19 protein-coding genes and 1 pseudogene are annotated in these 23976 nt (G+C 67.1%); 10 read left to right on the top strand and 10 right to left on the bottom strand.

The features are described from left to right. Positions 1-4 precede the first annotated feature (4 nt). Together AC3ANU_RS13065 and AC3ANU_RS13060 are read right to left on the bottom strand one after the other, a co-directional pair. On the bottom strand, positions 5-1171 hold the full coding sequence (locus AC3ANU_RS13065) for a cytochrome P450 (RefSeq protein ID WP_224084452.1): 1167 nt from the start codon (positions 1169-1171) through the stop codon (positions 5-7). 201 nt (positions 1172-1372) lie between these two features. Beyond that, positions 1373-3445, bottom strand: a complete 2073-nt coding sequence (locus AC3ANU_RS13060; RefSeq protein WP_018771010.1) for an acyltransferase family protein — start codon at positions 3443-3445, stop codon at positions 1373-1375. 273 nt (positions 3446-3718) lie between these two features. On the opposite strand from AC3ANU_RS13060, the gene AC3ANU_RS13055 reads away from it, so the two are divergent. The 4 genes from AC3ANU_RS13055 to AC3ANU_RS13040 all read left to right on the top strand — a co-directional run bounded on the left by AC3ANU_RS13055 (position 3719) and on the right by AC3ANU_RS13040 (position 8512). Beyond that, complete coding sequence (locus tag AC3ANU_RS13055; protein WP_018771009.1) at positions 3719-4294, top strand: ribosomal eL19 family protein; 576 nt, start codon at positions 3719-3721, stop codon at positions 4292-4294. A 43-nt stretch (positions 4295-4337) separates the two neighbouring features. Then, on the top strand, positions 4338-6473 hold the full coding sequence (locus AC3ANU_RS13050; protein WP_488314649.1) for a bifunctional polysaccharide deacetylase/glycosyltransferase family 2 protein: 2136 nt from the start codon (positions 4338-4340) through the stop codon (positions 6471-6473). Positions 6474-6571: 98 nt separating this feature from the next. Further along, a complete protein-coding gene (locus AC3ANU_RS13045) occupies positions 6572-7465 on the top strand; it encodes an SMP-30/gluconolactonase/LRE family protein (protein ID WP_018771007.1) in 894 nt (297 codons plus the stop codon). A 15-nt stretch (positions 7466-7480) separates the two neighbouring features. Then, positions 7481-8512, top strand: a complete 1032-nt coding sequence (locus AC3ANU_RS13040; RefSeq protein ID WP_018771006.1) for an aldo/keto reductase — start codon at positions 7481-7483, stop codon at positions 8510-8512. Positions 8513-8543: 31 nt separating this feature from the next. Here the strand turns inward: AC3ANU_RS13040 and AC3ANU_RS13035 are convergent, their stop codons facing one another. From AC3ANU_RS13035 to AC3ANU_RS13015, 5 genes and pseudogenes are all read right to left on the bottom strand, one after another. Next, on the bottom strand, positions 8544-8786 hold the full coding sequence (locus tag AC3ANU_RS13035) for a hypothetical protein (RefSeq protein ID WP_018771005.1): 243 nt from the start codon (positions 8784-8786) through the stop codon (positions 8544-8546). Between the two features lie 8 nt (positions 8787-8794). Continuing rightward, the gene (locus AC3ANU_RS13030) at positions 8795-10228 is read right to left on the bottom strand and encodes a flotillin family protein (RefSeq protein WP_018771004.1); all 1434 of its coding nucleotides are present in this window, start codon (positions 10226-10228) and stop codon (positions 8795-8797) included. Between the two features lie 266 nt (positions 10229-10494). Beyond that, the gene (locus tag AC3ANU_RS13025; protein ID WP_043425306.1) at positions 10495-10794 is read right to left on the bottom strand and encodes a hypothetical protein; all 300 of its coding nucleotides are present in this window, start codon (positions 10792-10794) and stop codon (positions 10495-10497) included. 127 nt (positions 10795-10921) lie between these two features. Beyond that, entirely contained in the window at positions 10922-11785 is an 864-nt protein-coding gene (locus tag AC3ANU_RS13020; protein ID WP_488314648.1) for an SDR family oxidoreductase, read from the bottom strand. A gap of 9 nt (positions 11786-11794) precedes the next feature. Continuing rightward, positions 11795-14396: pseudogene (locus AC3ANU_RS13015) on the bottom strand (excinuclease ABC subunit UvrA). A 184-nt stretch (positions 14397-14580) separates the two neighbouring features. Between AC3ANU_RS13015 and AC3ANU_RS13010 the strand changes: the two are divergent. Continuing rightward, positions 14581-15405 (top strand): DUF1206 domain-containing protein, encoded by an 825-nt coding sequence (locus tag AC3ANU_RS13010; protein WP_488314647.1) that lies wholly within the window; start codon positions 14581-14583, stop codon positions 15403-15405. A gap of 47 nt (positions 15406-15452) precedes the next feature. Here AC3ANU_RS13010 and AC3ANU_RS13005 read toward each other — a convergent pair whose 3' ends face one another. Beyond that, positions 15453-16253: an MBL fold metallo-hydrolase gene (locus tag AC3ANU_RS13005; RefSeq protein ID WP_488314646.1), complete on the bottom strand. Its 801-nt coding sequence runs from the start codon at positions 16251-16253 to the stop codon at positions 15453-15455. 226 nt (positions 16254-16479) lie between these two features. On the opposite strand from AC3ANU_RS13005, the gene AC3ANU_RS13000 reads away from it, so the two are divergent. Further along, a complete protein-coding gene (locus tag AC3ANU_RS13000) occupies positions 16480-17220 on the top strand; it encodes an SGNH/GDSL hydrolase family protein (protein ID WP_018770998.1) in 741 nt (246 codons plus the stop codon). Positions 17221-17256: 36 nt separating this feature from the next. Here AC3ANU_RS13000 and AC3ANU_RS12995 read toward each other — a convergent pair whose 3' ends face one another. After that, the gene (locus AC3ANU_RS12995) at positions 17257-17991 is read right to left on the bottom strand and encodes an SCO1664 family protein (protein WP_488314645.1); all 735 of its coding nucleotides are present in this window, start codon (positions 17989-17991) and stop codon (positions 17257-17259) included. 25 nt (positions 17992-18016) lie between these two features. Beyond that, a complete protein-coding gene (locus AC3ANU_RS12990) occupies positions 18017-18649 on the bottom strand; it encodes an MSMEG_4193 family putative phosphomutase (RefSeq protein WP_142073092.1) in 633 nt (210 codons plus the stop codon). 159 nt (positions 18650-18808) lie between these two features. Here AC3ANU_RS12990 and AC3ANU_RS12985 point away from each other — a divergent pair, with 159 nt between their 5' ends. The 4 genes from AC3ANU_RS12985 (at position 18809) to AC3ANU_RS12970 (ending at position 23904) form a co-directional block, all read left to right on the top strand. After that, on the top strand, positions 18809-20197 hold the full coding sequence (locus AC3ANU_RS12985) for a sigma 54-interacting transcriptional regulator (RefSeq protein ID WP_018770995.1): 1389 nt from the start codon (positions 18809-18811) through the stop codon (positions 20195-20197). A 14-nt stretch (positions 20198-20211) separates the two neighbouring features. Continuing rightward, complete coding sequence (locus AC3ANU_RS12980; protein ID WP_018770994.1) at positions 20212-22212, top strand: vWA domain-containing protein; 2001 nt, start codon at positions 20212-20214, stop codon at positions 22210-22212. Positions 22213-22286: 74 nt separating this feature from the next. Then, entirely contained in the window at positions 22287-22904 is a 618-nt protein-coding gene (locus AC3ANU_RS12975) for a dihydrofolate reductase family protein (protein WP_018770993.1), read from the top strand. 61 nt (positions 22905-22965) lie between these two features. Next, entirely contained in the window at positions 22966-23904 is a 939-nt protein-coding gene (locus tag AC3ANU_RS12970) for a 5'-3' exonuclease (RefSeq protein ID WP_488314644.1), read from the top strand. The last annotated feature ends 72 nt before the right edge of the window (positions 23905-23976 follow it).

The raw sequence follows: 23976 nt of genomic DNA, 5'->3' as shown, positions 1-23976 counted from the left end.
TGCGTCAGGCAGGCTGCCACCTGACGGGAAGTGCCTTCAGTCCGTAAACGATGGTGCTTTCCATCCGCTCCAGTTGCGCTTCATGAGCCAAGGAGAGCCCAGGCAAGCGGGCCAGCAGTGCCTCCAGCGCAATCCTGGCCTCCAGCCGGGCAAGAAGCGCGCCGAGGCAAAAGTGGATGCCGTGGCCGAACGCCAGATGACGGTTGGGGTTGCGGTCAATGTCGAACTCCGCCGGCCGCTCGAATTGCTGCCCGTCGCGGTTGGCGGACCCGATCCAGGCAACAACCGGTGCCCCGGCCGGGATTCGCTGATCGCCCAAAATCGTCTCGGCCACCGTCACCCGGTACATGGACTGGACCGGCGACCGGAACCGCAGTACCTCTTCGAGGGTTTGGGGAAGCAGGGCCGGCTCCTTAAGGACACGCTCGAGAGAGCCCGGCGACTCAGACAAACATAGAACGGCGTTGCCGATCAGGTTGGTGGTGGTCTCATTGCCGGCGACGAGCAGCAGGCTGCAGAAGCCGAGCAGTTCAGGGACCGTGAGCTTTTGGCCGTCAATCTCGGCAGACAGCAGGCTGCTGATCAGGTCCCTGCCGGGGCGGCTCCTGCGTTGGTCGATGAGGGCCAGGAAGTATTCGATCATCTCTGAGGCGGTTGCGTCCTGCCCGTCGCTGGCCGGGCCAGTGCGGGTTTGGCTGACAATCACGTCGGACCATTGCTTGAAACGCTCGCGGTCCTCCGCCGGGATGCCCATGAGCTCGGAAATCACGATGACCGGCAGCGGGTACGCCAATTCCTTGATCAGGTCGCCGCTCCCGCGGGCCGCGATCCCCTCCAGGAGTTCGTCCGTGAGGTCGGCGATACGTGGCGCCAGCGCGTCAACGGCCTTTGGCGTGAAAGCCTGTGTCACCAGGGAGCGCAGCTGCCGGTGCCTCGGGGGATCGGCGGTGATGAGGCTTGAGGCGAAGAGCTGGCCGGAGCCGGACGGATTTTCACCGCCCATGCGGGATGAGAACGTAGCGTGCTCGGACAGCACCCGCTGAACATCGTCATACCGGAACACGTGCCAGCTCCCCGATTGGCCGTCCTGGAAGACAGGAGCGGCTGCACGCATTTGTTCGTAGTGGGGAAAGGGATCGAGCGGATATTCAGCAGCCTGTGTGACGTCCATGGTGGCCTCTCTGCCTCCTTGGCGCTCCCGGGGGCACGGCGGGCGCCAAGGCCTCAAACGACTGAGCGTGGAACCTTGATCCTAACCAAAGCCTGCGCCTGGGTCATCAGTCCCGCCGTCGAAATCCCTGGCCGCTATTGAAGTCTGGCTGGCAGCGGGCCCCGCCGCCGTCTGTGGGATTGCCGGAACCGCAACAGACACCTACCCCAGGCGTAAGGCGACGGCGAGGTCCGGTCCCAGTGACTTCGCGAAGGTATTGGTCATGTGGTTGTCCCGATAGACCAAGACGTTCCCGATGACAGCCGGGCAAAGGCCGTCCCGGCAAAAGAGCCTGGAGAGGTCAACAATTTCAATGCCTCCAACCCGGCGGGCCGCCCCAACAAGCGCGTCATCCCCGCCCGCAAGGGCCTCCGAGGCAGGCGTGGCGCAAGCGCCGTGGTCGGCATACTTTTGAATGCATTCCACCGGGTTGCCCTGTGGATACGGCAGGTCCGCGACGACCGCGACCCGCAGTCCCGCAGCACGCAGCCGGGAAAGGGTCTGAACATAACCCTCGACAAGCGGGGCATCCGGCGCCCAGGACCACCCAAGAGCCTTTTTATAACCGGACTCGCGCATCCCGGCAACCAGGACGAGGTCCGGTCTTCCTGCCGCGATTCTTTCGGCTGTTATGGAATTTTGGTTCGAACAGTTGGCGTAGAGGGTGGTCTCGGACCGCGGCGGAGTCAAGGCAAACGGGCAGCCGTTCCGCACCAGGGCGTGGATTCTCAGCGGGATCTTCCGGGATACGGCAATGAGGGGGTCAACAAACTGGCCGGCGTGTGAATCCCCGACAACCACAACAACAGGCGCATCCTGCTGTGCCACCGAACCGAACCAGCAATCAGTGTCAGGCACCACGGCGGGGTCGTAAACGCCGCAGGCCCCGGCGCTGGTGGCAGGTACATCCTGCATGGCGACCGAGGGATCAGGGCGGATGGGGAGGCCGGCAGGTACCGGCGCGGGGCGGGTGGACCAAGCCTGGGCGCCGGGGTAATCGTGGTCCGACAGTTCGGTCGACAGTTGTGCGCGCTTAATCTCAATTACCTGCCACGGCGCCCACGCTGCAACGGACACCACCATCGCGCCGCACAGCGCCATCGCGTAAGTCCGGCGGTAAACGCTCCAGCCAGCATGCCCTGAGCGGTGCCGGAAGCGCTGTTCCACCAGGTGGTAGGAGGCTACGGCGAGGACAAGACTGAGCAGGGCGAGGAGCAGCGCTTCCCTGATGCGTGGCGTGCGGCCCAACAGCGCGACAGCGAAAACGATGACGGGCCAGTGCCACAGATACAGGGAATACGACACGTCTCCGACGAGCGTCATGGGCCGGATGGCAAGGAACCTGGAAGCGGACCACGGAACGGCTGCTGCTGGAGGGCCAGTGCGCAAGAGGATGGCGGTCCCGAGTACTGGGATGCCGGCGATGCTGCCGGGGAAGGCAATATCAGTACTGAAGAGAAAAGCGGGGACGACGATGGCAGAGACGCCCAGCCACCCGCTGACCGCTGCAAGCCGGCCGGACGGTTTCGGCAGTGCCGGCAGGAGAGCGGCGAGCCCGCCGACGGCGAGTTCCCAGATCCTCGTCGTCGTGGCAAAGTACGCGAGGGTGTGTTCATGGCCGCTCAGGTAGATGCTGTAGACGAACGACGCCAGGGCAGTCACGGACAACGCCGGGACGATGAAGCGGCCGGGCGGCTTGCCTGTGGCGAGCGCCGCGGAGATCAGGCCAAGGAAGAAGAACGGGATGACGAGGTAGAACTGCTCCTCGACGGCAAGGGACCAGAAGTGCTGAAGGGGAGACACTTCCTGCGTTGCGCCGGCGTATGAGACTGCGGACAGGGCCTGATGCCAGTTTTGTACCTGGAGCAGCGAGAACAGGACATCGGAGGAGATGTTCTGCCAGCGGCTTTGGGCAAGCAGCAGCATTGCCCCGGCCAGGACTGCAACCAAAACAACGGCCGACGCCGGAAAGAGGCGGCGGATGCGCCGTGCGTAGAACTCGGGAACGGAGATTGACGCGTTCTTTGACGCTTCCCTGGCAAGGGAGCCGATGATGAGGAAGCCCGAGACGACGAAGAACACGTCGACTCCTACGAACCCGCCCGGGAGGGCTTCAGGCCGAAGATGGTAGATGACGACGATCCCAACGGCCAGTGCGCGGAGGCCCTGGATGTCCCGTCTGGCCCCGGAGCCGTTGGTGCCGTGCGCCCGGACCTTAGCCGCGGCATGCCTCATTGCTTCCCCTTGTATTCTGCTGTCAACCTCCGCCCTTTAGCGGGTATCGAGGCGAGTGGGACTCGCCGAGAGGGGATTCTATCCGACACCAATGCCATGGTTGTGGCACTCGAACGCCGTTTTCGTTTTGACCGGCCAAAGTGGTGCCCGCCTTTGCCGGCGCCGGGGTGGAATGGTGACGGCCCGCCCCTGGATTTCCACCCCGCCGTTGGCCAGGGGCCGGGGGCCCGGGTTTTGTGGTAGCCAATCCGGGTCCCCTAAGGTTGATGCTCGATGAAAGCCCCTGAGAAGACTTCCGATCAGCTGCCCGCAGGTTCCCCGCGCGGACCCGTTTTTGTTGATGCCTCAGGACGGCGCCTCCGGCGGGTCCAGCTGATTGGCCTGGGGGTTCTCGGGCTGGTGGCCGGATACGTCGTCCTGGTGCTTGCCGCGTTCATTGGCGGCTCCGGGGTCTCCGCGCCCTTCCTGCCCCTGCCCGCCGCGGCAGGCCCCCACGACCAGCCGTCAATTCCGCCGTCTTCACCAGCGGCTGATTCCCACACTGCCGCAGCCTTGTCCGGCCCCGCCGCTCCGCCCGTTGAGCAGTCCCCGGCGGCAGTGCCGGTGGCCCTGGCCGCCGCACCGGCCGCACCCCCGGTGGGCGGTACCGCCGTCGCGACTTCCGCCCCTGTTTCTGCTCCGGTTCCTGCTGCGTCCACTCAACCCGGACTGAGCGGGACGGCTCCCGGTGCCGCTGGAACCGCCCCCGGCTCCAGCGGGACGGCCCCGGGTACCAGCGGTGTTGCGCCGGGGTCCAGCGGTGTTGCGCCGGGCCAGGCAACGCGGCCGTCGGCCCCTTCCCGCCAGTAACATGACCCTCCGGAACAAGGGCACCAGAAATGCAAAGAGCAATGTGCCCGCGAATGTCAGGGCCCATTGGTTCGTCCTCCTGGCCACCTTGATGGCGCTGGGGCTGGCTTTGGCGGTGCAGGGATACCTGCACCACCTGGGCGGTGCCGGCGTGGACCAGGTGCCCGTGAACCAGGCATCCGGGAATGTCCCGGATGCCGTTTCCCACGGTGGCCCGGTGCTGGATTCCCGTGGCGGGACCGTAACGTCCGTCAGGCCGCCGGACCGGACGGTCGCCCTGACGTTCGACGACGGCCCGGACCCCGTGTGGACGCCCCGCATCCTCGACGTCCTTCGGGAACACCATGTCCATGCAACCTTCTTCGTTGTGGGCTCCGCTGCAGTGGACCACCCTGAACTTCTACGCCGCATCGTGGCCGAAGGCCATGAAGTAGGCGTCCACACGCTGACGCACACAGACCTCGGCGCAGCTCCAGATTGGCGCCGGGAACTGGAGGTGCAGGGCGGACAGGACGCGATTGTGGGGATCACCGGCCAGGCAGCCTCCCTGCTGCGGCCGCCCTACACCTCAGGCAACGAGGCCGTTACGGACAGCATGTGGTCCGCTCTGCGGGGGCTGGCGGATGACGGATACCTCACCGTGCTGAGCAGCATGGACAGCAAGGACTGGCAAATGCCGGGCGCCGGAGCGATCGAGGACAATCTCGCGCCGTCCGGGCCGCAGGGGCAGGTGGTTCTCATGCATGACGGGGGCGGTGACAGGGAACAGACCGTCGCCGCGCTGGACTCCGCCCTCTCACGTTTCTCCGGGCAGGGGTACCGCGTCACCACGGTGGGGGATGCGGTGGGCGTTGACAGCATGCGCCCCGCCTCCGGCATGGAACAGATTCGCGGCTCTGCGTTCGTGTGGGGCATCCGCCTCAGTGACTTCGTTGTCACCGCCATCTCCTGGGGACTCGTTGCCGCTGGTGCCGTGACTCTTGTGCGCGCCGTCCTGGTGATGTTCTTCGCTGCCCGCCATAGCCGCGCAGCGCGGCGCCTCCCCAGGGCTGGGCGCGGCAGGCGCCGCATCGACGTGAGGGTGGGGCCGGCGGTTACCGAACCGGCCACGGTGGTTGTCCCCGCCTACAACGAGTCCGCAGGAATCGAAGCCGCGGTCCGGTCCATCCTTGCCTCCACGCATCCGGTGGAAGTCATCGTGGTGGACGACGGCTCAACCGACGGCACGGCCGACATCGTGGAGGCTCTCGGCCTGCCCGGCGTAACCGTCATCCGCAAGGAGAACGGCGGCAAACCTTCCGCCCTTAACGCCGGGATCCATGCGGCGAGCCACGATCTTGTTGTCATGGTGGACGGTGACACCGTCTTCGAACCGGATACGGTCCGCGCCCTCATCCAGCCCTTCGCAGACCCCCGCGTGGGGGCGATTTCCGGCAACACCAAGGTGGCCAACCGGGGAGGCATCCTGGGTGCGTGGCAGCACATCGAGTATGTCGTCGGGTTCAACCTCGACCGCAGGCTGTTCGACGTCGCCGAATGCATGCCCACCGTTCCCGGGGCAATTGGAGCCTTCCGGATCGAGGCCCTCCGCAACGTCGGCGGTGTCAGCGATGACACGCTCGCCGAGGACACCGACCTGACCATGGCGCTGTGCCGGGACGGCTGGCGCGTGGTGTACCAGGAGGACGCCAGGGCCTGGACGGAGGCGCCCGCAACCATCGGCGCCCTGTGGCGCCAGCGGTACCGCTGGTGCTACGGCACCCTCCAGGCAATGTGGAAGCACCGGGGGGCTGTGCTGCAAAAAGGGCCGGCCGGAAAGCTCGGCCGCCGCGGACTCGGCTACCTGTTTGTCCTCCAGGTACTGCTTCCCCTCTTCGCGCCCGTCGTCGATGTTTTTGCCCTGTACGGCCTGATCTTCCTTGACCCGTTGCGGATCGGGCTGCTGTGGCTCGTCTTCCTGGCGGTCCAGTTGCTTATGGCTGCTTACGCGTTCCGGCTCGACAGGGAACGGCCGGGCCCGCTCTGGACGCTTCCCCTGCAGCAGTTCGTCTACCGGCAGCTTATGTACCTGGTGGTCATCCAGGCTGTTGTCACAGCAGTGGCCGGAGTGCACCTTCGCTGGCACCGGATGGAAAGGTACGGCAGCCTGCGCGTCCCGCAGACCCAGGGCCGGGGCTAGGGTAAGTTCGGGCCTGTGGATCCGTGCCCCCGGACCAGGGCGCCGTCCACCTTGCCGGCCAACTCGGCGGCAGGTACCTGGAATGCAAAGGAGCTCCATTGGCTGACGAACTAACCACGGGCCGGCTTGAGTGCCTTTTCACGGGTTCGGTCTGGTCAGAGGGCCCCGTGTGGGTGCCGTCGTCGAAAACCGTTCGGTGGAGCGACATCCCTAACGACCGCATCCTTGAGTTCAACCCCGCCACCGGGACCACCCGGGACTACGCGGTGGGCGTTGAGTTCACCAACGGCCGCACCCTCGACGCCGACGGCAGCGTGGTGCAGTGCAGCCACGGCCGGCGCCGGGTGGAGCGCGACCGCGAAGGCACGGTGACGGGCCTGGTGGATTCCTTCGAGGGCCACCGGCTGAACTCACCCAATGACGTGGTCATCGCCCGCGATGGAAGCATCTGGTTCACTGACCCGCCCTACGGCATCCTTCCGGGCACCAAAGAAGGTCACGAGGGCGAGCAGGAATATGGGGGCTGCCACGTCTTCCGCTTTGAGCCGGCCGCCGGAACACTGACCGCCGTCGTCACCGACCTGGTGCACCCCAACGGGCTCGCCTTCTCGCCTGACGAGTCGGTCCTCTATGTCGCGGATACGGCCGGTTCCCGCTACGGCGTTCCGCTGCGCATCGCTGCCTACAGCGTGCATGAGGGGCACCGCCTCGCCAGGACGGGCACGCTCGAACTTGAAGACGGGTATCCGGCCGACGGACTGAGGGTCGACGTCCTAGGAAGGATCTGGACCTCCGCCGGCCCATCCGTAAGGATCTACTCACCGTCCTTCCAACTCCTGGACACCGTCACAGTGCCCGAGACCGTCTCGAACCTGTGCTTTGGCGGTTCCGACGGCCAGGACCTCTACATCACCGCAACCACAAGCCTGTACCGGATCCGTACCACGACCAGGGACGCGGCCTCCCGCCACTTTCCGCCCCACAACCACTGATCACGAGGACAAACCATGCAGCACCGAACCCTTGGCCACAGCGGCGCCGTTGTCACCAGCTACGCACTGGGCACCATGACCTTCGGCGCGGAGGCGACGGAGGAGACATCCCATGCCATCCTGGACAGCTATTTCGAAGCGGGCGGCAACTTCATCGACACCGCCGACGTCTACAGCGCCGGAGTGTCGGAAGAAGTCATCGGCCGCTGGCTCGCCAACCGCCCCGACGTGAGGGACAGGGCGGTGATCGCCACCAAGGGGCGCTTTCCCATGGGGACGGCGCCCAACGACGTCGGGACCTCACGGCGGCGCCTGACGCGCGCCCTTGATGATTCCCTCCGCCGCCTGGGCGTGGAACAGATCGACCTCTACCAGCTGCACGCCTGGGATCCGATCACCCCGCTGGAGGAGACCCTCCGCTTCCTGGACGACGCCGTGACCCGCGGCAAAATTGCCTACTACGGCTTCTCGAACTTCCTGGGCTGGCAACTGACCAAGGCTGTGCACGTTGCACGCAACCACGGATGGAACCCGCCCGTCAGTTTGCAGCCCCAGTACAGCCTGTTGGTCCGCGATATCGAATTCGAGATCGTCCCGGCAGCCCTTGACGCAGGAATCGGACTGCTGCCGTGGTCGCCCCTGGGCGGCGGCTGGCTGTCCGGCAAGTACAAGCGCGACCAGCACCCCTCCGGTGCAACCCGCCTCGGCGAAAACCCCGAACGCGGCATGGAGGCCTGGAAGGCGCGCAACGAGAACCCAAGAACGTGGGCTGTCATCGACGCTGTCCAGGACATCGCCGACGCCCATGGCGTGACCCCGTCCCAGGTGGCCCTGGCCTGGCTGGCGGACCGCCCGGCTGTCACATCGGTGATCCTGGGGGCGCGGACCACGGAGCAGCTCGCTGACAACCTCGCCGCCGCCGACCTTCAGCTCAGCGCCGGTGAAGTGGACCGGCTCACCAAGGCCAGCCGGCCCGAGGCAGGCGTATATCCCTATGGCCCCATGGCTGAGGAACAGCGCAGCCGCAAAATGGAGGGCGGGCGGTAGCCTGACCGCGAAGGCAGGACGGCGGAAGCGACTACCCGCCGTGCCTTAACACGTCCGGCAGTTCGTCCACATACACCGTTTGCGGCGGCTCGTAGTAGATCACCAGCACCTCGCTGCCCACCGGGAAGTCGCTGGTTTTGTCGAACGGGTGGGCGTGGAACGCCATGATGCCGCCGAGGTAGGGCAGCATGACTTCCCCGATGGTGCCCGGGCCGATGCGCCCGGTCACCCGGCCGATCTTCCCCGTCAGGCTCCGGTCAACGTCCTTGCGCATGGGCGGGCCTATGCACCGGGAGCCTTCGGCGGACGCTTGGTGTCTTCGCCCTTCCGGAGCGCTGATGCGAGGGCAGGCAGGTAGTCGCCCGCCTGTGCCAGGATGCCGCCCAGCATCTTGTTGACGCCTTCGCCGCCGTTGAGGACGGTCATGTTGCCTACGTGGGAGAAGGGCTCGGCTGCAGCGGCGATGATGGCGGGCATGTTCTCGGCAAGCTGCTGGGAGATGACGGCGTCCTGGTTGGTGCCCAGCGCTTCGGCCCGGGCCTTGATGCCGTCCGCTTCGGCCAGCGCCTTGGCCTTGATGGCGGACGCCGCGGCGTCGCCTTTGGCCCTGGTGGCGGCGGCTTCAGCCTCGCCGGTGACCTTGGTTGCTCCGGCTGCGGCGGCAGCTGCGGTGGCATTTGCCTGGGCCTGGAGTTCCGTGCGCCGCGCGTTCGCCTGCGCCTCGAGCTCGGTGCGGCGTGCCAGCGCCTCGGCGGCGCTGATGTCCGCCGCCTTCTGGCCTTCAGCATCGGTGCGTTTGGCGTAGGCCTTCGCATCAGCGGGTTTGCGGACACTGGTCTGCAGCTTCTGCTCCTCACGGTCCGCCTCAAGCTTGGCAACTTCGGTTTCCTGGACCACCACCTGCTGCCGGGCCGTGGCCTCTGCGAGTGGCCCGGCCTGGGCTGCGTTCGCCCTGGCGCGTTCCGCGTTGGCCTGCGCCACGGACTGCCGGATTGCCGAAACGCTCTGCGCGTCCGCGATCAGGGCCGCAGCCTCCGCCTCCTTCTCCGCCGCTTCCCGGTTGCGGGTGGCCTCGGCAATCCGGGCCTCCATCTTTACCTGCGCAATATGCGGCTTGGCGATGTTCTGGATGTAGCCGGTTGGGTCCTGCAGGTCCTTGATCTGCAGCGAGTCCACCACCAGGCCCAGCTTCTCCATCTCCACTCCGCTGGCGCTGCGGACCTGGGACCCAAGCTTGTCCCGCTCGCGGATGATCTCCTCCATGGTCATGCTGCCGATAATGGAGCGGAGGTGGCCCTCAAAGACGTTGTAGACCTGGCTTTCCATTTTGGGTTGCTGGCCCAGGAAACGGCGGGCCGCATTTGCAATGAACGGCGGTGCGTCACCTATTTTGTAAATGACGACGCCCTCCACAATGACCTGGATACCCTGTGACGTCACGCAGGAAACCTTGAGCTCGGTTTCGTTCAGTGTCAGCGACAGGGTCCGCACCGTCTGGAGGCCGGGAAGGACCAGGGCGCCTTTGCCGGTCACAATCTTGAAGTCCATTCCGGCCCGGGTCTCAAGGGTTCCCCGGGTCAGTCCGGAGATGATCAGGGCCTCGTTGGGTTCAGCCACCTTCCACATGAGCTTCGTCGCCACCCAAATGAAGGCAATGGCAACAAGTACGCCCAAAACAGTGGAAATTAACGGGAAGAACGGTGCAAAGTCCGGCATGGCCAGGTCCTTTCAATGCCGCGAAAATCGCTTCACGGTAAAACCCCAATGAATGCAGCCGGCCATTTGTCCGACCTTTCGGAATCTGCGCCTGGCCAGCTGTTGTAGCCAGTCTCGTTGGGCCCCGGTCAAGAGTCCAGAGCCGGGCCGATATTTGCCTGCAGCAACGATGAAGGGCGTACGACGGCGGCGCCTGGCAGATGCCGGAAGGGTGCGGCCAGGCGTCCGGCAGGAGAGTGCCGGTCCGTGGGTGCCGCTGCGACCGGTCAGCGGCGGTTCGGGGACTCCGAACCCGTGGCCAGGAGGGTTCCGACTTCCGCGGACCGGTGGGCCTCGAAGACGAGGTCGGCATTGGCCCGTGTGCTGGAAAGGTACGGTATTGGCAGGCTGGCTCCGCACCCCCGGCAGCGGATTTCGTCGGTCCAGACCCAGTTGTAGGCTGCGTGACGTTCCAGGACGCTTTGCATGGCGGTGGCAACGGCTGTGGTGATGGCATTCGCTGCCGCGGTGACCAGCGCTGCATCCCCGGTGCTGTGGATGGACCCAACCTCAGTGTCGATGCTCATGGTGCCTCTTCCCGCGATCCCGATGGTGCTGTCGAGCATAGTGTGTTCCGCGTCACAAGCCTGTATTGGCAAGGTCTCGGTTCCCTAACGGCGCGCGGGCGCGGAACGGGGAGGGGGAGCGGCCCTGTCACGGCTCCCGGTCTGTGTCCACCACGGTGACCTCCAGGGGCATCCTGTTTGTCCGCCGCAGGCGGCCGGCCAGGATGTTGTGCAGCCCGTGGGTCACCAGCCGCCTCCTGGTCAGGAACCGGTATTCCGCTTTGTCGGACGTCACAAGGTCCAGGATTGGCTGTGCGGCCTGGTCGGCGCTCTGCCCCCACAGGCCAACCACCACCTGCAGTGCCCCGAGACGGTGTTCGTACCCGGCCTGCGACGTGACCTTTCCCAGGAGGGCCGTCTCCACAAGGCCGGGATTCATGCCGTGCACCCGGACCCCCGTACCTTTGGTTTCCAGCCTCAGCGTCTCCGTGAACTGGCGGACCCACCGTTTGCTCGACGCGTAGGCGTTCTGCATCGCCACGGGTCCGCGGTCACCCTGGCCGTAGAGGTTCACCAGGTCACCATGGCCTTGCTCCAGGAACACCGGCAGGGCCGCCCTGGCGCCGTGGAACGTGCCCAGGATGTTGGTCCGCACCACCCGTGTGAAGTCATCCACGGGCGCCGATGCCGTCGGTCCGTAGACCCCTGGCGTGCCGGCGTTGTTGACCCAGATGTCCAGCGTTCCACGGCTGAGGGCCATGTCCCGGAGTGCTTCCACGTCCGCCGGCTCGCCGGTGTCGCAGCGCCTTCCGTCCGCCGCGATGCCTTCCAGGCGCAGACGCCCGACGGCGGCAGCAACGCCGTCGTCCGTTCTGGATGCCAGCACCACCGCCGCGCCATGCAGGCCCAGCACCCGGGCCATGGCAAACCCCAGCCCGCGGCTGGAGCCGGTCACCACCGCCACCCTGCCTTGGAGCACAGTGTGAGGGGGCATGGCCGGCCGGGAACGCATTCCTCCGTCCTACGCCTCTGCGCGGTCCGGGGCAAGGGCGTTGCCCGCTACCGTTCCGTCCCCGGCCTTCCGGTCCCGGAGGGCGGCTGCCAGGTAGGGCGCTGTGCGGCTGTTGGCTGAACGTGCGACGGCGGCGGGGTGGCCGGCGGCGACGAGCTTCCCGCCGGCGTCGCCTCCGGACGGTCCCAGGTCCATTACCCAGTCCGCGGCCGCAACCACATCCATGGCGTGTTCCACCACGATCACGGTGTTGCCGGCGTCCACCAGGCGGTTGAGCTGCGCCATCAGGAGTTCGACATCGGCCGGATGCAGTCCCGTGGTGGGCTCGTCCAGCAGGTACAGCGTGTGGCCGCGGCGGGCGCGCTGCAGCTCGGTGGCCAGCTTGATGCGCTGCGCCTCACCACCGGACAGCTCGGTGGCGGGCTGGCCCAGGCGAAGGTAGCCCAGGCCTACTTCCTGGAGTGTCTGCAGGGACCGCGCGGCGGCGGGAACCCCCACCAGGAAACCGGCGGCGGCATTGACCGTCATTCCCAGCACGTCCGCAATGGTCCTGCCCTGGTAGGTGACCTCCAGGGTTTCGGGGTTGTAGCGCGAGCCGTTGCATTCGGGGCACGGACCGTAGCTGCCGGGGAGGAAGAGCAGCTCCACCGCGACGAAGCCCTCGCCCTGGCATGTTTCACACCGTCCGCCGGCCACGTTGAAGGAAAAACGTCCGGGCCCGAAACCCAGGCTCCTGGCAGCGCCGGTGGCAGCGAACTCCTTGCGGACGGCATCGAAGAGGCCTGTATATGTTGCCAGGTTGGAGCGGGGCGTGCGGCCGATCGGCTTCTGGTCCACCTTTACCGTGCGGTCGATCCGATCCAGCCCGGACACCCGCCCCACACTGCCCACACCCTCTTCGTCACGGTCCGCGCCGGGCTCGTCACCTGGTTCAAGGTTGTCGTCGCCGGCTTGCCCGGACGTGCCGGCGACGTCCGCCAGGACCTTGCTGACCAGGGTGGACTTTCCCGAGCCGGATACGCCGGTGACGGCTGTCAGGACACCAAGCGGAAAGGCCACGTCCAGGTTTCGCAGGTTGTGCCGGTTGATGCCGCGCAGGTCCAGCCACCCGGAGGGTTTCCGCGGCGCACCCCTGGCGGCGCCGCCGTCGTCCATTGACCCTGCTGAACCGTTTGGGAACAGGAACGGCCGGGTCACCGACCCTGCCACGGCGTCGAGGCCCTCAACGGGCCCGCTGTAGAGCACCTGCCCGCCGTCTTCGCCGGCCCGGGGACCAACATCCACCAGCCAGTCGGCACGCCGGACCACATCCATGTTGTGTTCCACCACGAACACGGAGTTTCCGGATGATTTCAACCGGTCCAGGACATCCAGGAGGGGTTCGGCGTCGGCGGGGTGCAGGCCGGCCGACGGTTCGTCCAGCACATAGATCACCCCGAACAGCCCGGACCGGAGCTGGGTGGCAAATCCGGAGCCGCTGCATCTCGCCCGGCGAGAGCGTTGGCGTGGCCCGGCCCAGCGCCAGGTAGCCCAGGCCAAGATCCAACAGCACGCCGATGCGCTGCAGCAGGTCCCGGGTGATGGCCACGGCCACTTCGTTGGATTCGGATGACTGCTTCCGCGATGCCGTCCCCGCCGTGGCCAGCAGGGTGGTGGGGCGGATGATCTCCGCCAGTTCGGTCATGGGCACGGCATTGAGCCCGGCGATGGTGTGCCCGGCGAAGGTCACCGCAAGGGCCTCGGGCCGAAGCCCCGTTCCGCCGCACCGCGGGCACGGTCCGGTTTCCATGAAGCGCAGCACCTTCTCCCGCATGGCGGGGCTCTTGGAATCGAGCAGTGTGTGCATCACGTAGCTCCGGGCGCTCCAGAACCGGCCCTTGTACGGCTTGGCCACGCGGTCCCGCTGCGGCGTCACTTCCACCACGGGCTGTTCCTCGGTGAACAGGATCCAGTCGCGGTCCTTTTTCGGCAGTTCCCGCCAGGGGGTGCCGACGTCGTAGCCCAGGTGGGCCAGGATGTCCCGCAGGTTCTTGCCCTGCCAGGCGCCGGGCCAGGCGGCGATCGCGCCGTCGCGGATGCTCAGTGACGGATCCGGAACCAGTGATGCTTCAGTGACGGTGTGGGCGGTGCCAAGGCCATGGCATTCCGGGCAGGCGCCTGCCGCGGTGTTGGGGGAGAAAGCGTCCGAGTCCAACGGGGGAGCTCCGGCGGGATAGCTGCCGGCGCGGGAGAACAGCATGCGCAGCGAATTGGAGAGCGTGGTGACGGTCCCTGCCGTGGACCGGGAAGTGGCGGTGCCCCGGCGCTGCTGGAGGGCGACGGCGGGCGGCAGCCCGGTGATCTGCTCCACCTTGGGGTTGTGGCCCTGCTGGATGAGCCGGCGGGCATATGGCGCGACGGACTCGAAGAACCGGCGCTGCGCCTCGGCGTAGATCGTGCCAAAGGCCAGGGACGACTTGCCGGAGCCCGATACTCCAGTGAACGCCACAATGGCATCCCGCGGCACATCCACGCTGACGTTGCGCAGGTTGTTCTCCCGGGCGCCCCGCACCCGGACGAAGCCGTCTTCGGCCTGGTCGGCCGTAAAACCCGGGAGGTCCAGCGAGGTCAGTTGCTCAGCGTTCTGTTTGGCATGCACCGCTTCGACTGTAGTGGCCAACCGTGCCTGGCCGGAACTTGAGGGGACCTGTCGGGACAGCGCGGACGGATTTACACTAAAGCATTCCGTGACGCAGGCAGGCGGGGGACGCCGACCGGGGACAGAAGACCAACTACATATTGAGGAAGGGCCGGCCATGGGCAACGCGTCGCAGGGAGCGAACAAGGCAGTATCCGAGGCCGCGTCGGCGAGCCGCAGCCCCGCGGTCCGAATTCTGGCCCGTGCCGGATTTGTCTTCATCGGTTTGGTCCACATCCTGATCGGAGCCATCGCCTTGCAGGTGGACCGGGGCCAGGGTGGTGAAGCTGACCAGTCCGGGGCGATCGGATCCCTGGCTTCCAAGCCCGGCGGCGGCATTCTGCTGTGGGTCGGGGCGGTGGCCTGCACTGCGCTTGCCCTGTGGATGCTCAGTGAGGCGTTTATTGGGGCGCGCTCCGAGACAGACTCCAAGAAGAAGCTGAAGGCTGCCGCCAGCGCCGGGGGAAAGGCCGTGGTCTTCGGTTTCCTTGCCTTCACCTTCGCCGTCTTCGCCTCCGGGGGCAGCAAGAACTCCAGCCAGTCCGCCAGTGACTTCACGGCAAAGCTCATGGGAGCGCCCGCAGGCGTGGTTCTTGTGATAGCGGTGGGGCTGGCAATCATCGGCGCCGGCGTCTATTACGCCTACCGCGGCATCACCCGGAAGTTCATGAAGGACCTGCAGGACCCGGGCAACGCCCGGACCGCCGTCAAGTGGCTCGGAACAGTCGGTTACGCAGCCAAAGGCGTGGTGCTCGCCGTCGTTGGCGTGCTGATCATCGTGGCGGCCGCAACTGCCGACCCTTCCAAGTCCTCCGGCCTGGACGGCGGGCTGAAGACCCTGGGCTCGCAGCCTTATGGGGTGTTCCTGCTGGGCGCCATCGCCGCAGGGCTCATCTGTTACGGGGTGTACTCCATGGCCCGGGCACGGTACGGAAAGTTCTAGCTTGTGCCCCTGGGCCCCTTCCGGGACCGGGATGCCCGGATGCGGCCTTACTTACGGCGCCCGCCCGGACTTGCCGGGCCGGCCTGGCTGACCAGGCCGGCTACCGCTTCGTCCAGCTGGATGCGCAGGGCCGGCCCGTGGCCGGGCAGGACAACCGGGGCATCAACGCCGGCCAGGGTCCGCACGGAGGCCAGCGCCGCGGCCCGGTCTGAGTGATACATCGCGTGCAGCATCTGCGGACCGGACGTCCGGCTGATCGGGTGGCCGCTGACAAACGAATCTCCAACGGCGATGGCACCCGCAGCCGGAAGAAGGATTGCTGCATTGCCGGGCGTATGCCCGGGCACGGAGATGGCAACAGGGCTGCCCGGCAGGGCTTTGAGTGTGGCGTCGTCCCAGGCCTCCGCCTGCGTCGCGGGCCTGGCCGCCAGCGCGCCGGCCCTGATGGCGTGCACCATCCAGCGGAACACACGCGGCCGCCACGCTCGCCTGAGGACCTGGCCCAGGGTGACTTGGTGCTTCTCCTTCCCCTGCACATGCGCCACCTCCGCGGGAGCGCACAGGACAGGGGTCCCGAAGGACTCGGAAAAGAATGCCGCGGAGCCGGTATGGTCCACGTGGCCGTGCGTGACCAGCAGGGCAAGGGCGTCCGCAGGTTCCAGGCCCAGGTGGTGCAGCGACGCGATGACGTGGCGGCGGTCATCGGGATATCCGCTGTCAATGAGGATGAATCCCGTGCCGTCCCGCACCACTATCCAGTTGGACGCCGGCCCTTCAGCGAAATACACGCCGGGTGCCTGCTCGGAAAGGCTGGTTGCGGGGTCCCACCCCGCGGTTTGCTGCTGCACGGGTAAAAGAGTAGCCGCAGGCAGCCGCAAATGGCGGATGCCGCCCAAGCCCAGGGATACCTAAGGCCCCTAAAGTTCCTGTGCAGTCGCTGTGCATCCTTTGATCCTGGTCACCTTGGCCCTACAGTATTCCCACCATTGCCTACGATGGGATACGGACAGGGGACGGATTGGCGGCGCGCAGCCGCCTCCGGCCCGCGACGATTTGCTGGCAGGAGGTGGACCGATGCACCACGGCGTGCTGCTTCAGGGACATCCCGTGTACCGGCATCCCGGCCGCGTGATAGCGGCGGGAGCAGTTGGCCTGGTCCTGGCCATAACCTCAGGGAGTACGGCCCCCACCCAGCCCCCGGCCGCCGCGGCGCCGGTCCGCGTAGTGGTAGTGGGGGACTCGCTGAGCACCGGTCACGGCACTTCGCCGCAGCAGGCGTGGCCGGCATTGATGCGCAAGGACCCGCTGGGCGCCGGCCTGGAGGTTGTCAACGCCGCCGAGAATGGCAGCGGCTACCTCAGCACAGGTGATCTTGACGGAACTTTCGGCACCGAGGTCGAAGACTTCGTGACACCGGACACCGGCATCGTGGTCTTTTTCGGTTCAGAGAATGACCTTGGCTTTGCGCCCGCAGACGTTGGCGGCGCCGCCCTGGCCGCGATGGACCGTGCGGAAGCCCTTGCCCCGGAAGCGAAGATCATCGTGGTGGGGCCGCCGTCGTACTCTGCAACCCCGGACCCCGCCCTCGTGGACATCAGCGACCAGCTAAGGGCCGCTGCCCGGCAGGCAGGCGGGGAGTTCGTGGACCCCATCGCCGAGGGCTGGATCAGCGACGATTTTGACGACCTCATCGGCCCGGACGGCGACCACCCCACGGTGCTGGGACAGCATTACCTGCTGGAGCACATCGGCGCCTACCTGGAGCAGGCGGCCCCGGCCGCGGCCGCAGCGCAAGGCCGTCCGGAGGCCCAGTGAGCGCCGGCCGGACCGGGATTTCCCGGCGCAGCTGACTCAGATCAAGGGCCACGGGTAGCGCATGCCCGTGTGGTCAACGGGAAGTACCTTGTCCTGAAGCAGGCGCTGGACGCGCCGCCGGAGGGCTGCCACTTCGGCGTGGTCGAGGAGCCCGGCCACATCGGCAGGCACCGTGGTGGCCAGGGGACTGATGTCCTCAAGCAAGTTGTCCGGAATGGGGTCGCCGGCGAAGTCCCAGATCACGGTGCGCAGCTTGAACGCGGCAGAGAAACACAGGCCGTGGTCGATTCCCCAGATGTGGCCGTCAGTGCTGCGCAGTACGTGCCCACTCTTCCGGTCCGTATTGTTTGCCACGTAGTCGAACAGGGCGATCCGGGCCAACGCGGCGTGGGTCCCGGGCGAGTCGGCGTAGAGGGTGAAGTAGTGCTCCTCGAGGTCCCCTTCGACGAACCACTGCAGGGAGCCCACCCCAAGCGGCGCGTCCGATCGGACAACTGTTGGCGGAACGATGCCCCACCCCAGTGCTTCGCTGAGCAGATAGGCTGCGCGTTCCCGGCGGTACAGGCCGGCGTCGAAATCCGCGAGCGGCCGTTCCCCGGCTTCGGGCTTGTAGACCGCCCAGGCGGACTCATCCGCGCAGGAAACCTCCACCAGGAAGGTGGCGTTGCTGCCGCTCATGATGCGGCCCAGCAGTTCCACGCGGCCCTCGTTAAGGAGGGTCAGTTCCCGGCCGGACACCACATGCCCCGTGCGGCCGCGTCCCGCGGCCATCCATCCGATGACACTCCGCGCGGCATCACGGCGACCTCAGCCCGCTCAGGGGTTCCGACGTCGAATTCACCGTGAGCACGGCCGGCGCCCGGCCGTCCACGTAGGAAATCGCGGAGACCGACGCCGGGCTGATCATGATCCGCTGGAAAAGGTCCAGATGGGTGCCCAGGGCGTGGGCCACGGCCGCCTTGATGGGGTCCGCGTGGGAGAAGCACACCACCACGCCGCCCCGGTGGGCTGCGCGAAGGTTCTCCAGGGTGCCGACCATCCGGGCCTGCATCCCGGAAAAGCCCTCTCCGTTGGGGAACCGGAAGGCCGACGGATTGTGCTGGACGGTCTGCCACTCCGGCAGGCCCGCAAGGCCGGCGAGCGCGGCGCCGGTCCAGTCACCGAAGTCGCACTCCAGAAGTCCGGGTTCTTCCGTCACCGCCATGCTTGTCCGTGCCGCCGCAGGTTCCGCGGTTTCCTTTGCACGCTCCAGGGGAGAGGAGTAGATGGCCTGGACGGGCAGGCCGGAAAGGCGTTCGGCAACAGCGTCCGCCTGGGCACGGCCGCGCTCGGAAAGGTGCAGTCCCGGGGCCCTGCCGGGCAGGACAGTACCCGTGGTGGGTGTTTCGCCGTGCCGCACCAGGAGGATCAACGTACTCTCAGCAGTCATCAGCAACCAGCCTAACGCCCCGCTGCCTGCCTGCGCCCCGCCGGCACGGGCCGGGACGCCGGCTGGCTCCCATGGCCGGCCACGCCGCATCGTCACGCTGCTTCGAGGAATCTGGAGGAAACTCTCGATTAGCCGCAGGGCGGGGACTACCGTAGAGGGGTGACTGATCGCCCCGATATCTTTACCGTTGGTGAACTGCGTGCGGCAGGCCATGTCCACAAGGACCTTCGCCACGAGATCCGCGACAATCTCCTCGCATCCCTGGCTGCGGGGCGCGACCCCTGGCCGGGTTTGTACGGCTTCGGCCGGACCGTGATTCCGCAGCTGGAGCGGGCCCTGATTGCGGGGCATGACATTGTCCTTCTGGGTGAACGGGGGCAAGGCAAAACCCGCCTGCTCCGTACCCTGGCCGGGTTGCTGGACGAGTGGTCGCCGGTGATCGAGGATTCGGAGCTGAACGAACACCCCTTTGAACCGATTACCGAACAGTCCCGCGCCCGGGCCCTGACCGAAGGGGACCGGCTCCGGATCGCCTGGCGTCACCGGTCCGAGCGCTACGTGGAAAAGCTCGCGACGCCGGATACCTCGGTGGCCGACCTGGTTGGCGACGTGGACCCGATGCGCGTCGCCGAAGGCCGCCGCCTGGGAGACCCCGAGACCATCCACTACGGGCTCATTCCCCGCTCGAACCGCGGCATCATCGCCATCAACGAACTGCCGGACCTGGCCGAGCGCATCCAGGTGGCGATGCTCAATGTCATGGAGGAACGCGACATCCAGATCCGCGGCTACGTCCTGCGGCTGCCGCTGGACGTGCTGGTGGTCGCGTCCGCCAACCCGGAGGATTACACCAACCGGGGCCGGATCATCACCCCATTGAAGGACCGCTTCGGCGCCGAGATCCGGACCCATTACCCAATTGAACTGGAGGACGAGGTCTCGGTCATCCGGCAGGAGGGCCGGCTGGTGGCGGACGTTCCTCCCTTCATCCTGGAGATCCTGGCCCGCTATACCCGGGCGCTGCGGCAGTCTCCGGCCATCAACCAAACATCCGGCGTCTCCGCCCGGTTCGCCATCGCGGGGGCAGAGACGGTGGCCGCGGCCGCGCTGCGGAGGTCAAGCCTGCGGGGCGAGGACCAGGCCGTGGCCCGGATCATTGACCTGGAGCCCGCCGTGGAAGTCCTGACCGGCAAGCTTGAGTTCGAATCGGGCGAGGAAGGACGCGAACAGGGCGTCCTGGACCACCTCCTGCGCACCGCCACCGCCGAAGCTGTCAGGGCGCACTTCCAGGGCCTGGACATGGGTCCGCTCGTGGCTGCCCTGGACGGCCACCGGACCGTCACCACCGGGGAGCAGGTCACGGCGAAGGAGTTCCTCGGCAACCTCCCGGCCCTGAACGGATCAGGCCTGTATGACGAAATCGGCCGGCGCCTGGGTGCGACGAATGACGGGCAGCGGGCAGCCGCCGTCGAACTGGCGCTCGAAGGCCTGTACCTCGGACGGCGGATCTCCAAGGAATCCGACGACGAGGAAACCATTTACGGCTAGGCACGGGAGGCACCATGGCCATCCACAAGCGGTCCGCAAGGTACGGCCGGTACACCGGCGGTCCGGACCCGCTGGCCCCGCCGGTTGACCTGGCGGAGGCGCTCGAAGCCGTCGCCCAGGACGTGATGGAAGGCTACTCGCCCCGCCATGCCCTGCAGGAGTTCCTGCGGCGCGGCGGCCGGAACCGCGACGGACTGGACGATCTCGCCCGGCGCGTCCAGCAGCGGCGCCGTGATCTGCTCAGCCGCCACCGGCTGGACGGCACCCTGGATGAAGTGAAGAAACTCCTGGACACCGCCATCCTGGAGGAGCGCAAGCAGCTGGCACGGGACGCCATGATGGACAACACCGAACGCGCCTTCCGCGAGATGCAGCTGCAGAACCTGCCGCCCTCCACAGCGGCGGCCGTCAACGAGCTTGCGTCCTACGACTGGCAGTCAAGCGCGGCCAGGGAAGCGTACGACCGGATCAAGGACCTGCTGGGCCGGGAGGTCCTGGAACAGCGGTTCGCCGGCATGAAGCAGGCTCTGGAAAGCGCCACTGATGAGGACCGCGAGGCAGTCAACGAAATGCTCCGGGACCTCAATGAGCTGCTGGGCAAACACCGGCGGGGCGAGGACACGGAAGCCGATTTCCAGGAGTTCATGGCCAGGCACGGCCAGTTCTTTCCGGAGAATCCGCAATCGGTCGAGGAACTGGTGGATGCCCTGGCGCAACGGGCCGCCGCAGCCCAGCGGCTCCTGCAGTCCATGTCCCCGGAACAGCGTGAGGAGCTGATGCGGTTGTCGGCCCAGGCCTTCGGCTCTCCTGAGCTGATGGCCCAGCTCAGCGAGCTCGACGCCACCCTGCAGGCGCTGCGTCCCGGGGAGGACTGGACGGGATCGGAACGCTTCGAAGGACAGGAAGGCCTGGGGCTGGGTGACGGGACAGGTGTCCTGCAGGACATCGCCGAGCTTGACGAACTGTCTGAGCAACTGTCCCAGTCCTACAACGGCTCCCGGCTTGATGACCTGGACCTTGATGCCCTTGCCCGCCAGCTGGGCGAGAACGCAGCCGTGAGTGCGCGCACGCTTGCCGAGATCGAGCGCGCCATGCAGGACGGCGGCTACCTGCGGCGCGGTGCCGACGGCGACCTGCGGCTGTCACCGCAGGCAATGCGCAGGCTGGGGAAATCACTGCTGCGGGACACCGCCAGGCAGCTCTCCGGGCGCCAGGGGAACCGTGACACCAGGGTGGCCGGGGCCGCCGGGGAACAAACGGGTTCCAGCCGCCAATGGGAGTTCGGGGACGCCGAGCCCTGGGACGTTACCCGCACCATGACCAACGCCATCCGGCGCACCATGGCCGACGGCGGCGATCCGGCCCGCGGACTGCGGCTCGCCGTCGGCGACATCGAAGTGAGCGAGACCGAGGCCCGTACCCAGGCCGCCGTTGTCCTGCTGGTGGACGTTTCCTTCTCCATGGCTGCCGAGGGGCGGTGGGTTCCCATGAAGCGGACCGCGCTGGCACTGCACCACCTGGTCTCCACCCGGTTCCGCGGCGACAGGCTGCAGCTGATCACGTTCGGCCGCTACGCGCAGTCAATGGACATCGGGGAACTCACGGCCCTGCCGGCCCTCCGCGAACAGGGCACCAACCTGCACCACGGCCTGCTGCTGGCGGGGCGCTTTTTCCGCCGGCACCCCTCCATGCAGCCCGTGCTGCTGGTGGTCACCGACGGCGAACCGACGGCGCACCTGCTGCCGGACGGGGACTCCTGGTTCAACTGGCCGCCGGACGCCGGGACCATCCGCGCCACCGTTGCCGAACTGGACCGGCTTGGCCGTTCGGGCGTCCAGACCACGTTCTTCCGCCTGGGCAACGACCCCGGCCTGGAGCGCTTCATCCGGCGGATGGCGCAGCGCGTTGACGGCAGGGTCGTGGCGCCGGAGGTGGGGGACCTGGGTGCCGCGGTGGTGGGGGAGTACCTCCGGGCGCACGTCCGCAGCGCCTACGCCGACGGCGACTGGTTCTGACCGGTTCTGCGGTCCGGGCTGGTCCGTGAGTCCGGGTCACTGGTCCCTTGCCGGGCTTCGCGGGCGGGAATACCATGGCCGCCATGAGCCAGTTGATGGTGGACATGATCATCACCTTGGACGGCTTCGCCTCGGGCGAGGGATGGCCTGGCTGGTGGGGCCTGGAAGGTCCTGAATATCTGGCCTGGCTGCAGCAGGAGGCCGGAGGGGACCGTACCTACCTGATGGGGGCCAACACCTACCGCCTCATGTCGGGGATGTCGGAAGATGCTGCCGCCGGGGGCACGGGATATTCGCCGGACGAAAGCACCTCCCTGACGGGTCTTGCCGCCGTTCCCAAAGTGGTGTTCTCCTCCAGCCTGGCCGCACCCCTCCGCTGGCCGAACTCCGAACTGGTGGCCGGGGACGCGGTCGAGGCCGTCCGGCAGATGAAGCGGACCCACGACGAACTCTTAAGCACCCTCGGCAGCCTCAGCCTCTGCCGTTCCCTGGTGGCAGCGGGTCTAGTGGACCGGTTCCGGCTGGTCGTCTTCCCCCTGATCACCGGACGTACCGGACGTGAACGCATCTATGACGGCTATCCGGACGTCGCCCTGGAAATGGTGGACAGCAGGATTTTCGACGGACGCCTGCAGCTGCTCGAGTACATCCCCCGCGTCATCGACCGCCCGCCGCTCACCGGCGAACCGTAAAACCCTCGGCAACTGCCAGCCGCTGCTGCCCAGGTAGCCGATTCCGTGTCAGGATCAAGGTATGCCCCGGCGACTCATGCTGCTCGATACTGCCTCCCTGTACTTCCGCGCCTTTTACGGCCTGCCGGACAGCATCCGCCGCCCGGACGGAACGCCGGTCAACGCGGTCCGCGGGTTGCTGGACATGATCGCCAGGCTCAGCACCGACTACCATGCCACCCACCTCGTGGCCTGCTGGGACGACGACTGGCGGCCGCAGTGGCGGGTGGACCTGATCCCCACCTACAAGGCCCACCGGGTGGCCGAGGCAGTTTCCGGCGGCGCCGACATCGAGGTGGTTCCGGAGGGCCTCCAGGCGCAGCTGCCGATGATCCGCCGCGTGCTGGAGCTGGCCGGCATCGCCATTGTGGGCGCGGCACACCACGAGGCCGACGACGTCGTTGGCACCTATGCGAGCCATGCCGGCTTCCCGGTGGACGTGGTCACGGGTGACCGCGACCTCTTCCAGGTGTGCGACGACGAACGGGCTGTCCGGGTGATTTACACCGCCCGCGGCATGAAGAACCTCGAAGTCATCACGGAAGAAACCGTGGTGGCCAAATACAAGGTGCTGCCCCAGCAGTATGCCGACTACGCCACACTCCGCGGAGACGCCTCCGACGGCCTGCCCGGAGTGGCGGGCATCGGCGATAAGACGGCAGCGTCGCTGCTGCTGAAGTACGGAACCCTCGAAGGGTTGCTGGCGGCTGCTGACGAGCCGGGCACGGGCGTGTCGGCACCTGTCCGGGCCAAGCTCTCCGCTGCCTCCGCGTACCTGGAAGCAGCCCCCGCCGTCGTACGCCTGGTGCGGAACCTGGAGCTTCCCACCCTGGACCAGGCGGGCGCCCGCCTGCAGCCCGTCACGGGCGACCGGCGCGCGGAACTGGAGCAGCTGGGCGTCGAGTGGAACCTGGGCGGCTCGGTCCGCCGGCTGCTGGCCGCGCTGGACCTGCGGCCTTAACCGGGGCTGTCCCGACCGGCCAGTGCTGGTTACGTCCTTCTGTTGCGTCAAACAACGACACGTCAGCGTCCC

Source organism: Arthrobacter sp. SDR-2R (genome assembly GCF_057747955.1).
Note: the sequence above shows the minus strand (reverse complement) of the source record. Positions and strands in the feature narration are given on the sequence as shown.